Genomic DNA, 12,901 nt, shown 5'->3' on the forward strand with positions numbered 1-12,901 from the left:
AGGAAGTAGGCAAATCAGTGCGTAATAAGCTTCAATTCTCTCTTGAAAACGCTAATCCTTCCGAACACTGGAGAGCATTCGAAAAACTCGCAACCGCAGTTCTTGCTTCTGAATATCCAAATCTGCGTTCGATGGCCTCGCCCGACGGAGACGGCGGGCGCGATGCGGAAATATATAAATATGAACATGTTTCAACTGAATTTATTCAGGTTTCCCTCGCTAAAGATTTCAAAGCGAAACTGAAACAAACAGTAAACCGCCTAGAGCAAACGCAACCTCAAATGACGCACCTGATCTATGTCACTAATCAAGAGATTGGGGCAAAAGCAGATCAATTAAAGATCGATTTTCGCCAAAAGCGCAAAATTCATCTTGATATCAGGGATCGAAATTGGTTTATTGAACGGGAATCCAGCTCGACGATTTGGGACAGTGCGGTCGACGACTTCTGCCGTAGAGTTGCAGATCCAATCTTGAGTGAACGTCGATTGATCCGGAGGCCGCAACAGCTCACGAAAAAGGATGCTCAAATTGCTATGCTGCAGTTAGCTTTTGAGGAGCGAGATCGTACCGGAAAGAACCTGACCAAAGCCTGTTTCGAGTCGCTGGTATTTTCTGCCCTCGACGGTACCAATGCAGAAAATCAGATGTCTAAGGAAGAAATCATTGAGGAAGTGAAACATTGGGCGCCGGAGGGGGTCAATTTTACTGTACAGAGCGACGAGCTTCATGATGACTTCCTTGAAAGCAAAGTGTCGCAAGCTATAGATAGGCTCACAAAGAAGTATCAAGGAAAACGACGTATAGTAAGGCATGGGCAAACCCAGAATTATCATATAGCTCATTCTGAGCAGGAACGACGAAATGAGGCTGCCGCAGCGGTTGCAATAGAACAAGCGCGACTTAGGGAACATTTGAAAGTTAAGCGACTTGTTGAAAGGATTCCCGAAAACAATATAGAAACAGTTATCGAATTCTTAGTTTCTACTATAGGGCGTGTGCTTTTACACATGGGGGAGGAGTTCGCGGCGTCGGTACTTGAAGGGAAGCTGCCAGACTTAAAGCTCGAGTACTTGAGTGCTATGGAGAATGGAACCGATATTCCGAATGGCTTAAGTTGGGAAGATGTGCGAGTCTGTGTAGCAGAAGTGCTTTCGGTTGAAGATCCTGAAATTCAGAATTATTTCCGGAGATTGGCAAATAGTTACACGTTTGCAGCTTTTCTTCGTCGATCAACCGACGTTCAAAAATCCATGAGCAAGGTCTGGTCAGAGGGTGATATATGGCTCGATACCAACATTATCCTTCCACTTTTTTTGGAGGAAATTTGCGGAGAGGGGGAAAGTGGGAGGTATGCGCGCTTAATGAAGGCAGCTAGCACCTTGGGGGTCAATCTCTATGTGACGGAAGGTGTTATCGAAGAGGCCACTACACACATATCAAATTCAATTAATTGTGCGAGAATGTGGGGTGCGAATTGGCGCGGCAAGGTCCCGTTTCTGTTGCACTCTTATGTTTTAAATGGATGCGATAGGAGTGCTTTCGCAGCGGCTTGCGAAAATCTTTGTGGAAATTCGCGACCCGAGGATGATGTCATAGAATATTTAAGCGGTGAGCATTCAATTGAATGCAAGAGTCTCGTGCAGGAATGCCGCTCAGCGCCAGACGAACTTAGATATGCCGCGGAGAAATTTTGGGTTGATGTTCATTCTCGTCGTCGTGCAGGTCGTGACGGAGTGGCGTCAGGGGTGACTGATCGAATGGCCGACCATGATATTGAGAATTCGGTGGGCGTTCTTATGCGTCGTGAATCAGAGCGATCCCATCATCTTGGTTATTCTTCATGGTGGCTAACAACCGACCGGCAAGCCCACGGGTTTTACAGCTCCATTGTCGAAGAGTTGGATACGCGGGCGCCTCGGATATCTCCGCTTATGTCTTTGGAGTTTTTCTCTCAGTATTTACGTTTCGCACACCAATCCGAAGGGCAGAGTTCGGCATCTGTAGACGTCGATGTGTTTTATGAAAGACTTGAAAGTCTCGATGTCCCGGACGATATTCTTGATATTGCCGATGCGGTTCGCGCCGAATGTGCCGGTTTGAGTGAACGGGTAATTCGTAGAAGAGTGCGTGACAGCCTCGAACAGGCTAAACAAGTATCGTCATAAGCGGTTTCTTAGTTGTTTATCTTTGGTGCTAGCCAGCTCATTGAGATCACCGTGTCGAGCTTCGGGACTCGTACAGGCTACTTTTCTTGGTTTTCTAAGCAGCCGCGGAATCTTTCGTGGTTTGGTTGTTCCGTTGCGAATGGATCTCGAACGGCTGGCGGCACCCGATCGCTGAATGCAACCTGGATCGGGTGTACCAGGTCACCCACCGCGACGTCGCCGACATTACCTCGATCAACTCTGACCACACTTTCCGATCGGTAAGCCCTGCCTTGTAGGCCGAGTTCACCGCCTCAGCCGTGGCTTTGTCGTACGAGTCCCCGTGTGACCCTACTGACGCCTCGTCCTCTGACTCCGCCTGGTTCTCGCCATAACGAATAGATAAGAGTTGCACCCGTCGATCCAAGTGGTGCACCAGCCCGGAAACGTCTTAACGAGGCCGATATTTCGCCGCTAAAGCCACCATGAGTGTGTCCCTGACCATGAACTCCCGAATGTGGTTAATCACCTGCCAACCAACTCCCGGTCGAAGACATCAAGGATAGACTTCATGTACCATAACCCGGCTTGCGTAGACACACACGGGATGCCGGCTGCCCAAAAACAGTGTTGTGTCGGTACCATGAACTCGCGTGCGACGAGATCATGCGGGCGGCCTTTAACATGCGCTGAGGCAGTCTTCGGACACTTCCGCTTCCGCCGGTTTCCGTCGATGCGTCACTGGCGCATCAACCGTTCCACCGTGTTGGAGGCTACCGGACTGAACTGGTCGTCGTACTCGCGGATGATCGACTTCCGCAACTTCCGCACCCCATAACGTGAATGGTTCCCGTCATAAGCATCCTGGATCATGACCATCAGTGCCTAGTCCCGACGGGCCGTGGCTGATGGTTTATGCTTCTTGTAGTCGTAATGCGAGCTCACAGAAACGCGTGCAACCGTCCCAGACAGGGCGCACACGATTGAGTTCGCTCGAGAACTCCTCGCGACTCACGTAAATGAAGCCGATGATCACTTCGATGGACAGTCGGCGGCTGCTGCCGCGATAGACAAGCCGGCGCTCTCTTCAGGGTCTCGTCGGTTCTCTTTGCATTGGCCAATTTCGCACGCAGCCGGCGGTTCTCCTGCTCAAGGTCGACCGACCCAGTCGGTGCGGCGTTGTCGGAATACTTGTGCTTACGCACCCAGACTGGCGAATCTTTTTTGCTCAGCCCGAGTTTGTTCGCGTCCCGGGTGATTGCTCCGTTCGAGGTGTTCCGATCAGTCTGGGCATGCAGGACGCGTTCGACGGCACGAGTCTTGAGTTCGTCGGTGTATTTCGCTGGCACGAGAGAGTCTCCTTCTTCCGATCTCCGTGCCTCCATAACACCCGGGACCATTCAACATCTTTCCAGGCCGCCCTTCGAGCAAGCCAGACCAGCTGTCATCTCTTCATGCAACAGTCCCCTCTGTATGCGGCTACGAATACCGTTTACCGGTTCGTTTTCACCGGCCGTACAACGCGCGGCGTACGCCGTCGACGAGGCGATCAAAGGCTCCGGTCTGCGACAACCCCTGAATTTGGACTTCGTATCCTTCGACCGCCATGTAGTCGACCGTGATGCGATCAAATCGCCGCCATTCCCCCAGTGCCAGGTCAGACGGTGACGAGATCGCGGGGTAAAGCAGGTACATTATGTCAGCCTCGGCGGCCTGCAGGAACGCAAGAGACTCGTACAGGTCGGTCGCGTTAATGACAGGGGTTCGCCCGAGTCGGGTCTTATACTTCGCATCCAGGAGGAATTGAGCGGTACCATTCTCCATCGGAGAGATGTCTGGCTTGACGACTATGTTTTCAGTTCCGCGATGGCCAAGAAGCCACTCATGCTGGCCCTCGACTGACATGTCCGGGAGTGCGCGGCGAAGTAGCTCTTCACAGAGGGACTCCCATGCGGACCAGGTCGATAGGATGAACCCAGGTCCACTGAATGAGCCATCGTCCAAATTGAGCCCCAAACCTTCGATCACTAGTCGTGCAAGGTCGTATGCCTGCTGCCAGCTCTGGTGGCGTGGGGTGAGCGGCGGAAACGTCGTGGGGACGCCCGTCTGAGGGGACAGCTGCCTTGCCAACTGCACGAGCTGGCTCTGGGTGTCGGCATCGGGAACTTCAGGCGACAGGATCTGGGCCGCTGCCGCCAAAGTGGCGTTGTACGGGTTCTGTCGGGTTAGTTCTAAGCCCGACACAGCAAACCCGTCTGCGTCCGGAAGGAAGATCGTCTCCCAATCGACGTCGCCGTCGATCGAAAAATCGAGACGCCGCCTTCTTCGGTAGCCACGGATTGGGCGGCGCCGGTTCTCAGCGTGACTGTCGAGCAGCGACATTGCGATGAGCGTTGCTAGGTCGCCGCGCTCCTGAGTTGCAGCGGAAATCTCATCGTGGAGAAACAAGTGGCCAGTCTTCGCGAGAACAGCGAGGAGAAAAAAGTCAGTGCGCCATGTGGGGTTGCTCGGGTCCAAGAACTTGGGTACCACCTCAAGCTCGACTATCGAGTTTAGACGCAAGACTCCAGCGACGCCGTCAACCTTCCAAGTATCAGAGCCGATTGCTGTAATGGGGTCCTTTTTGTAGCCCAACTGAAGTCGGACCCGCTCGTTGAGTTCGGCCAGCTGGAGTAAAACTTCGCCAGCAGAAATTCCGCTCATTTCTGCAATTTGCTTGGTGGTGCCGGGTCGCTCTTGGAGTTCTTGGAAGGTAAGTCGCTCCATAGCGTCTAGTCCGTCGCGATCAGCATCAAGAGCTTGTAGAGTTCCGAGGCAGAAGGTCGGAGAGGGCCGATGATCCGCCGAACTCGCTGGCCGGCGAACAGTTGTTCACTCAGGGAGTAGACACTCCTGCTGCTCTCGGCCCGCAGAATGTCGGAAATGGCCCGGGTATTGCCGTAGAAAACTTCATCGACGTGGCCTCGCAAGGTCGCCCAAGCAGTGGCTACGTATTCCTCCGCAGACCTAAGGCCGGCGAGATCAGGAGATGCATGCATAAGAGCGCCGTGCCCAAGTTGGTAAGCGGCACCCCGTCCAAGCATAATCTGCTCATTGATTCTAGTGAATGCTTGAACTAGGGATTCGTAGTAGTCCCCTGGGTCAAGCGGCTTGTCAGGCAGGGGAGTGGGGGCCCCAAGATTGAAGTGCGTGCGGAGCACACTCTCGTCAGGCTCCAGTCGGTGAATGTGCCATCGCCTCAGAAAAGCAACGTCGAGCGGCTCGACGCTGGTGTCGGCTTCGTTCATGGCGGCCAATATGTACAAGTCAGTAGGTAAGGCAAACGACTCATGATTGCCCTGGTCTCCGAGTATTTCGAAGAATTGGGTGGAATTCGTGGCTTCACCATTCGTGGGCAGACGTTTGTCTGGCTCAAGCCCAACGAGGGCACTGCCGAATGCGGCGACAGCCGGGCCTCGGTTGATTTCATCAACGATCACGAGCGCTGCATTTCCAGCAATTCGCGCCTTCAGTGCGGCTCGATGGAGTGTGCCGCTGGTTACCTCGAATACGCCAGCTTCGCCGACTTTCGGGACCAGCCCTCGCATGAAGTCTCGGTATTTGGTGTTTTGGTCGAAGACTGTTTGAAAAACTTCGCGGCTGTGGATTTGATCCGGACTTGGAAACCATGCAGGGATTGGACTGAGCTCTGCGGGAACTGGGATAGCGCCGGTGGGTGCGCTCCCGGTCCTACTATGATCCCACTTGAATAGCTCACGAATCTCATTGAGAAGTCGCGACTTCCCCGTTCCGGGAGGCCCTGTGATGATCACGTTCTTGCGGGTCGCGAGGGCCTTGAGAATATTCTTCGCGTCAGAGCTGATGCTGGATTCAGTCGGCATGGCAGTAACCCTTCCCCGTGACGAAATCGTAGTATCCTTGAACTGTGCGGCTCCCCTTGTGTGCACCCGCGGAGGCCATGCAATTAAGGATTTGTGTGCTGACCTCAGGAGCCCAGACATTTTTCGCCTTCAGGTCGTTCTCGTAAGCGTAGTCGCACCTAACCATAGAATTTGAGAACTTGGTGAATATCACGAAGACGCGGCCGCGATTAGTGGCCGGGAGCTGGCCGCCGAGCGCTGGGCTCGCGTGAATGCGCGAGATTCGATCCTCGCTTGGTCGGGCATTGGTAGGTGGCCAGTATTGAAGCTGAGTTGTGGCGAGCTGCTGGTTGGTGTCGATGTAGGAGACCTTCGCGACTCGGATCGGCTTGCCCCCTCGCCCCACCCCGGCCTCGGTAAAAATCTGATGCATGATCGGACGGAAAGCTCTCCACGGAAGCCGTAGGTCTCTCGCGCCACCTCCGGTTTGCGAGTTATTGGACGCTGCGATGAGCTTTCGGAGATCGCCGGCTACGATCTCCTTATAAACGAGCAGGACTGGGCGAGTCACTGGTGGCCTCCTGATGCGTACTCCGCCGGGATGTATGGGATGGCGCCAGCAATTTGAGCTAGGCGTGCACGATCTGCACTTGAATGCTGAACACCCAAAATCTTAGCCAATTGTTCGAGAACTGAGTCGGCGGTGATTGTGGAGCGGTCTTCACCGAGGATTGTCGGCTGTCCCCGATCTATCAAAGGAAAGTCACGAAGGACGATCTCCATGTCCGAAATGTTCATCCCCCATGCAGCTGCAACGAGAGCGTCAGATCTGGCACGCCACTGACCAACCTCCCACGCATCCACTGAAGAGTCCCCCTCCGCGTCGGTCAGCCGTCGCGCGAGAGCGATGAGTTCGCGACCTGTGTCCGAGGACTCGTGGATTCGCGGCAGCGTTAGCGTGTCAAGCAAGAAGAAGTTGACGGTGGTAGTGACGATACGGCGAAGCATCCAGTCCACGACAAGGGAGTTGGCCAGCACAAGGAACAGATCCTCTTTGTCGGTTGAGCCGTCGTCGAACGACAACGTCGGAACCTTATTTCCACACACGACTCCGGGGGGGACCCGGGCGGCCAGGAGCGAACGTTCATTGGTTTGTCCAGTGATGTCTCGGAATCCGATTCGGGATCTGCTGGTCCGCCGACGCGCCCCAATTTTCAGGGCGCCAGATGGTACATGCCACTGCGTCTGCAGTGTGGTCCGGGAAAGAGACTCTGGCGTCCAGATGGCAGATCGTCCCTCGCCGGACCGATAGGTCTTTGCACGCCAACGAAACTGGCTCACGTGACGCCCTTCGATCAGCGGCAGCGTATCGGTGCTTGGGCTACGTTGGAACGATTTTCGGTCCGAGGTCATGTCCACTTCGCGAAGGTACGTGGGATCCCAAGGGCCTGTCGGGTCGCCGATAGCGTGCGCGTTGGAAGCGAGTCGTGAGTATAGGTTCCATTCTTCAGCCGTACGAACCTCAGGGATGCTCAGGTCGGGCCGGACTTCTGCCAGCCGGGTGCGGCTCAGATGGACGGCGTTAGCCGGGAGGGCACCGGTGCGGTCTGCGACCTTCAAGGAAATGGGGCGTTTACGGCCGCGACCGATCGTCGCCACGATCGAGAGGAATTTGAATCGAGTGTCGATGGCGAAGTGGTTGGCGCGGTTTTCGATGACGGAAACGGAGAGTTTACGCGCCAAGGAGATGAGTTCGCGGCGGAGGCTTTCGGTCCCTTGCGATCGGATGAGGCCGGCGGGGAGTAGCAATGCGAGGACACCTTCATCCGCGGCGATGCCCATCCCAAGTTCGAGGAACAGCTTGTAGAGGTCGTGCTCTCCACGTCCTTGAAGGCGAGTACCGGCCGCCACCGTTTCGATGTACGTCAACAAGGTCGACCGATCGTGAGTTAGGTCCAAATCGACATCGTAGCTTTCGCCGTAGGAGCGAGTTGCGCCAGCCGCTTTAGCAGTTTCGTGGCGGGACACGCGCAGCTTCTCCCAAGGGGGATTGCCGATGACGAGAGCAGCTCCGAAGGGCGCGACCCGAGCCCAGACGTCGGGGCTGCGGAGGCTGTCCTGAAGAAGGAGCCTGGTTGCAAAGCCTTCGATTGCCGAGAGGTCTCCGGTGAGGCTTGCCACCGAGAGCAGTGCCCCGCGCAGCGCGTTTGTAGAGAGATCGGCGCCTATGAGGCGATCGCGAATGACCTCGTCACGTCGCGCACCTGCGGGCACCTGCATTACAGCCGCAGCGAGCAGCGCTCCTGATCCGCATGCGGTATCGACCCATGGGCCATCAGTGGTCACGTTGGGTACTGCAGAGGCAGCTAGCAACTCGGCGAGACGCCAGTCGGTGTAGTAGGCGCCGGTTTTGCGCTGCTGGGTCTGTGGTATTACCTCTCTGCTCAGAGCTGAAAGTGCCAGGGCTATCGGTATCCCGGTGCTCGCGATACTTCCGAGGACTTTTTCCGCCCAGGGGAACGGGTCTGTCTGTAGGTGCGAGGGGTCGCGTCGCATGAGCCGTTGGAAGTCGGCCAAGTCCCAACCCCCTGCTGTGGACGAAGCTGCCTCCAATACGGCTAGGCGAGCGTCTGTGCGGCTACCTTGGGGAAGGACTTCAGCAGCAGCTTCGTCAAGGATGCGATCAGCGTGCGCGAGGAGGCGCTGTTCAAGGCTTTTCACGCGCGCACCGTCGAGCGTTGGTTGTTGCCGGCCTGCTGAGTAAGCGGGGTCGGTTGCACCTCGATCACGTACTCTTCGACTGTGTCTGCTTTTGCCGACGCTCGCGCATTGGGCCGGTAACGGCCGATCGTCTTGATGTCGTGTAGCGTCACTTGGCCGACTCCACTCATGGCGTTGAGAAGCTGCTCACGCGGAACGTGCCCCTCGTTGCTGTAGCTGAGAAGGATCCGCCGTGCGTTGGTCCCACGAACCAGGCGGGTGAGAGCGTCGAGAGCTCGTGTCTTGTAGCAGTAGTCCGACGCCTTATCCTTCCATGGGCGCAGTCCGGTTACGCCGCCGACGACTGGGGAGTCGCCCGCATGAATCGTCTCCAGGATGTGGTAGTAGGCGCTGTACTGTCGCTTCGTGTATGGAGGATCTAGATAGACGGTGTCGTTGATTGTGGTCGCAACTGAGGTCACATCTCCAACGGACGCACGGAGATCAGTTGTACGTCTAGGGAGTTCGCGGGCTCGAACCTGTACCGGGCGGAGTGCCGTGGAGGACCAGTCTTTTAGGAAACAGCCGTAAGTACCGGAAATGTTTGCAACGCTGTTGGCAGCTTGCAGCAGATCAGCGATCAGAAGCTCTTCCTCAAGGTTGGACAGGCGCCCGGCCGCGGCCCACGTGGCGATCTGAGCTCTCATTGAGTCGAGTCGTGCGGCGTTGTGCTCGGTGAAATAGCGGCGCTCAACTTCTCCGGTGAGTGCTGACGCCGGGCTGTACTCGGAGTGCAGGAATCCGGGCTTGGCAGTGACTGCATTGAGTTTATTGACGGCATTGTTGTATCCGCCTAAGCCGACGAACGGGACGTTGCCCTGCCCAACCGTCGCGCCAATGCTCATCGCGACGGCCGACGGCAAGGCATCGTTCACCGAAACGTTCCAGCCTCGCGACGCGGCTGCAGCGGCGACCGCACCGGTGCCGGAGAATGCGTCGATGAAACGTCCGCCGCGAGGATCCCCCGCTAGGTCGACGATCGCGTCCGCGACGCGCGCCTTGCTCCCGATGTAGCGAACTCCCACCGCTCCTCCTCCTTTGCCCTGCGCAAATCAGCGCAGCAGATGCTCTCTTCTAGTTATCACTCGAACGCTATCAGTCGAGGACGCTCCCACTAGCGTCTTGTGCTCGGCACAGCCGGTAGGTCTCGGCCGTTGTTCGCCTGGCATTCGGGGGTGGTACCTCGACCATGAGCCTTCTTAGCTGCTCGAATGCCGCTGAGGTGACGCTGGACGCGATCTGCCTCCGGATGGTTGAGACGTCAATGAAATCTACCGCCTGAACCGCCACCATTCTGTCCCCGGCATGGAGCTTTCGTCCCGACTTGCGGTCGTCGAGCTTCGCGGTCCCACGTGCCCATCGGATGCAACCATCATCCGAACCTGTCGACACTGAGCTTGTCGTTGTCAGATAAGCACTGTCTACAAGACTCGGGGCGTGACAGGCCATTTCCTGCATCTGGTTGTACGCCCGCAGGTACATGATCCTCAGTGGTTCGTGGGGAATCGGATTGCTGTTCTCGGGGTTCTCCTGCCGATACCTCTTTTGCATCGCTTTTTCGAGACCCGGCAGGCGTTCCTCGAATGCCTGTTCCATCTCAATCTTCTTATCCTAGACGGAAATCGGGTCTGCGGGCAGCCCGAGCCGGCGGTGTGCCGCTGCGATCATCTTCCTGCTGAACATGGGGGACTCCTTGTTGTCGCGGGTCGGTTGAAGGGAAACGATGGTGAGAGGCCGCAGAACTACGGGCGCATCGAGTAGGGAATCTGCAGATCATCCGGCTTCGCCAGGATTCGCCGCGCAGTCTTGAGGTGCCTCTCCGACAGGATGTCCTCGGTGTACTTCTCGACCGCCATGGCCCACCACAGTGTCCGTTGGTTCGGGCAATTCGGGCAGCATCGGGGGCTGATCACTCCGAACTTCCCGTGATCCGGGGGATAGTCCCAGCCGGCGTTGAACGCCTCGTGACGGGTGAGAAGTTCCTCCTTGCCGCAGACCTCGCAAATGTGCGGGAAGCGCCAATGGTCCATGTTGGGCGGCACTCTCGTATCACTGCTGGGCATGTACACCTCGCTGGAAGGGCGGGCAGTAGTGCGCCGCGTCGGAAACCGACACAACCGTGATGTCCTCGACGTGAACGCTCGCGCCCTCCGTGGAAAGCGCCACGAGCTGCTCTCGCGTGATCAGAACATCCCCATTGGATAGTTCTTCCGCCACCGTCGCGGGGTAGGCGGACTCCACCGCCCGAACTCTGATTTGGTGCCCCGCAGGAACGATGATCCCCCACGACTTCGGATCGTCGAGTTTTGCCAGGAGCGTGGTGATGTTGCGTTCGGTGAGTTCGAGCCTGCGGTGTTCTTCAAACCACTCCATGGTGGCGCCTTTCCTTTTGGTGTGTGTACTGCCGCAGCCGATGGTAGGCGGACCTGCGGATCGCCGAACCGCGCCTTCGAACGTCTTTGTGGCCAGAAGGGTTCTCTTATTCGGTTACCGTCGTCCACCTTCGAGGAGATGAGGAATGCAACACCGTTATCCGTTGGCTCATTTGGAACGTTCCGCATCTACGGCCTTCGGAGACGGTCCGCGATTCCACGCCGCGCACGACGACGAATTCGCCGGAACGGCCTCGCGGACGGTTTATGGCACTAACGTGTCCACGGTCCCTCCGCTCGTCCGAGCCAACACGCAATCCACGTAGCAGGACCGATGACACCCACCCGCACCGAAGCAGACGCCGCTGCTCGGCAGGCCACGCCTCGTATCGGCAGGACATTGCTCACCCGCGAGTGCAGCCACGAGCCACGCGGCAGGCTCATTCGTAGTGGGTACAGCAAAGACGTAAACGCCGAGGCAAGCGATCAGGTGACCGCTTTCACCGGCCGGCACGTCGTGAAGCAGCCATCAGGGGGCGATCGCTGATGCCTCGGCAACGCATCCCAGGTGCCCCGCTGCTGGCGGGGTCGGGACTGTTCAACTTCGCCTCGGGCGGCTACGCGATCGCGCTGGGGCAGGGGCTGTTCGAATCGACCGGCTCGGTCGCGGCGTTCACGGCGGTCGTGATCATGGAATACCTCGGCCCCATCATCCTCGGCGCCGTCGCCGGCAGCCTGTCCGACCGCGTCAACGCGGCGCTGCTGTGCCTATGGTCCGCCGCCCTGGCCGCGGTGTCGGTCACGGCCTACCTGTTGGTTCCCGGTGCCGTCACGGCGGCCGCGGTCACCCTGGGAATAGTCATCAACATCCTGCGCCCCTTCTATCGCGCGGGCATATTCGCCGCCGGCGCCCGCAGCGTCGATCCGGCTGACCTTCCGCAGTACAACATGCGGTGGACGGTGTCCGTCCAGGCCGGGCAGATCCTCGGCGGAGCGGCCGCGGGATTCCTCCTGTCCTTCGGCGGCGTCAACGCTGCCCTGGCGGCCGCGGCCGTCGCATTCGGGCTTTCGGCCGTCGCGATGGCAATCGCGCGCTCCGGCGTCGCCCCACTGCCTGACGTTGGCGATCACGAACAAGCCGGCTGGCGCGCTTTGCTTCGCGACGCCGTGGGGCAACCCCGGCGATTCATCGCCGTTCTGCTGATTGGTGCGGACTTCGTCACCATCTCCACGTTCACGGTGGCCCTCGCTCCACTCGTGGAACGCGTCTTCGGCGATACGCTGTGGCTGGGCATTCTCGATGCCCTATTCGCGCTGGGTGCCGGCGGGGTCGCGTTGATCGGATTCGGCGGACGGACAACCGAGTCCGCACTGCGCAACGCCATCTCGCGCGGGTACATCACGCAGGTCGCCGGTCTGCTCGTCATCGCGTCGGGGACCGTGGTGCCGGCGGCGGGCCGCCTGCTCGTATGTGCTGGCGCTCTGGTTCTTGGAGCTGGCGTGGCGGTCTCGTCGAGCCAACAGGTGAGCATCCTGCAGCGCGCCGTCGGCACCGGGGCCGTCGGCAAGATTGGCGCGCTGCGGCAGGCGGTCATCGGCGTCCTCACCGTGCTCGCACTACCGGTGATCGGAGCGGTGCTGGGAGTCAGTCTTACCGCCGCCTACCTGCTTGTCGGAGCGCTGCTTGTGCTCTGTCTCGGCGTCAATGTCTGGCTGCTCCGCTCCAGCATAGATGGTGCGCGCGGGTGAGCGGCACTCCGGG

13 protein-coding genes are annotated in these 12,901 nt (G+C 57.9%); 2 read left to right on the forward strand and 11 right to left on the reverse strand.

Going from position 1 to position 12,901, the window contains the following annotated elements; all coding sequences use genetic code 11:
• The first annotated feature begins 17 nt into the window (after nucleotides 1-17).
• Nucleotides 18-2,168: a hypothetical protein gene (locus CHAN_RS03825; protein WP_290291956.1), complete on the forward strand. Its 2,151-nt coding sequence runs from the start codon at nucleotides 18-20 to the stop codon at nucleotides 2,166-2,168.
• 94 nt (nucleotides 2,169-2,262) lie between these two features.
• Here CHAN_RS03825 and CHAN_RS13680 read toward each other — a convergent pair whose 3' ends face one another.
• The 11 genes from CHAN_RS13680 to CHAN_RS03865 all read right to left on the reverse strand — a co-directional run bounded on the left by CHAN_RS13680 (nucleotide 2,263) and on the right by CHAN_RS03865 (nucleotide 11,140).
• Nucleotides 2,263-2,583 carry an integrase core domain-containing protein gene (locus tag CHAN_RS13680; RefSeq protein WP_353959824.1) on the reverse strand — a complete coding sequence of 107 codons (321 nt, stop codon included), beginning with the start codon at nucleotides 2,581-2,583 and terminating at the stop codon, nucleotides 2,263-2,265.
• Between the two features lie 302 nt (nucleotides 2,584-2,885).
• On the reverse strand, nucleotides 2,886-3,026 hold the full coding sequence (locus tag CHAN_RS13685; protein ID WP_353959825.1) for an IS3 family transposase: 141 nt from the start codon (nucleotides 3,024-3,026) through the stop codon (nucleotides 2,886-2,888).
• Nucleotides 3,027-3,088: 62 nt separating this feature from the next.
• The gene (locus CHAN_RS13745) at nucleotides 3,089-3,547 is read right to left on the reverse strand and encodes a transposase (RefSeq protein ID WP_494337347.1); all 459 of its coding nucleotides are present in this window, start codon (nucleotides 3,545-3,547) and stop codon (nucleotides 3,089-3,091) included.
• Between the two features lie 106 nt (nucleotides 3,548-3,653).
• On the reverse strand, nucleotides 3,654-4,913 hold the full coding sequence (locus tag CHAN_RS03830; protein ID WP_290291959.1) for a 5-methylcytosine restriction system specificity protein McrC: 1,260 nt from the start codon (nucleotides 4,911-4,913) through the stop codon (nucleotides 3,654-3,656).
• A gap of 5 nt (nucleotides 4,914-4,918) precedes the next feature.
• Nucleotides 4,919-6,028: an AAA family ATPase gene (locus CHAN_RS03835; protein ID WP_290291961.1), complete on the reverse strand. Its 1,110-nt coding sequence runs from the start codon at nucleotides 6,026-6,028 to the stop codon at nucleotides 4,919-4,921.
• Complete coding sequence (locus CHAN_RS03840; RefSeq protein WP_290291962.1) at nucleotides 6,018-6,440, reverse strand: hypothetical protein; 423 nt, start codon at nucleotides 6,438-6,440, stop codon at nucleotides 6,018-6,020. Before CHAN_RS03840 ends, CHAN_RS03835 begins: the two co-directional genes overlap by 11 nt.
• Nucleotides 6,441-6,574: 134 nt before the next feature.
• Nucleotides 6,575-8,353: a hypothetical protein gene (locus CHAN_RS03845; protein WP_290291965.1), complete on the reverse strand. Its 1,779-nt coding sequence runs from the start codon at nucleotides 8,351-8,353 to the stop codon at nucleotides 6,575-6,577.
• 371 nt (nucleotides 8,354-8,724) lie between these two features.
• Nucleotides 8,725-9,792 carry a DNA adenine methylase gene (locus tag CHAN_RS03850; protein WP_290291967.1) on the reverse strand — a complete coding sequence of 356 codons (1,068 nt, stop codon included), beginning with the start codon at nucleotides 9,790-9,792 and terminating at the stop codon, nucleotides 8,725-8,727.
• A 70-nt stretch (nucleotides 9,793-9,862) separates the two neighbouring features.
• Complete coding sequence (locus CHAN_RS03855) at nucleotides 9,863-10,363, reverse strand: hypothetical protein (RefSeq protein ID WP_290291969.1); 501 nt, start codon at nucleotides 10,361-10,363, stop codon at nucleotides 9,863-9,865.
• 146 nt (nucleotides 10,364-10,509) lie between these two features.
• Nucleotides 10,510-10,830 carry a hypothetical protein gene (locus CHAN_RS03860; RefSeq protein WP_290291972.1) on the reverse strand — a complete coding sequence of 107 codons (321 nt, stop codon included), beginning with the start codon at nucleotides 10,828-10,830 and terminating at the stop codon, nucleotides 10,510-10,512.
• Nucleotides 10,817-11,140 carry a hypothetical protein gene (locus CHAN_RS03865; protein ID WP_290291974.1) on the reverse strand — a complete coding sequence of 108 codons (324 nt, stop codon included), beginning with the start codon at nucleotides 11,138-11,140 and terminating at the stop codon, nucleotides 10,817-10,819. The genes CHAN_RS03860 and CHAN_RS03865 overlap by 14 nt, the downstream gene beginning before the upstream one ends.
• Before the next feature lie 545 nt (nucleotides 11,141-11,685).
• On the opposite strand from CHAN_RS03865, the gene CHAN_RS03870 reads away from it, so the two are divergent.
• Nucleotides 11,686-12,888 carry an MFS transporter gene (locus CHAN_RS03870; RefSeq protein ID WP_290291977.1) on the forward strand — a complete coding sequence of 401 codons (1,203 nt, stop codon included), beginning with the start codon at nucleotides 11,686-11,688 and terminating at the stop codon, nucleotides 12,886-12,888.
• The last annotated feature ends 13 nt before the right edge of the window (nucleotides 12,889-12,901 follow it).

This window comes from Corynebacterium hansenii (assembly GCF_030408795.1).
Classification (GTDB): Bacteria; Actinomycetota; Actinomycetes; order Mycobacteriales; family Mycobacteriaceae; genus Corynebacterium; species Corynebacterium hansenii.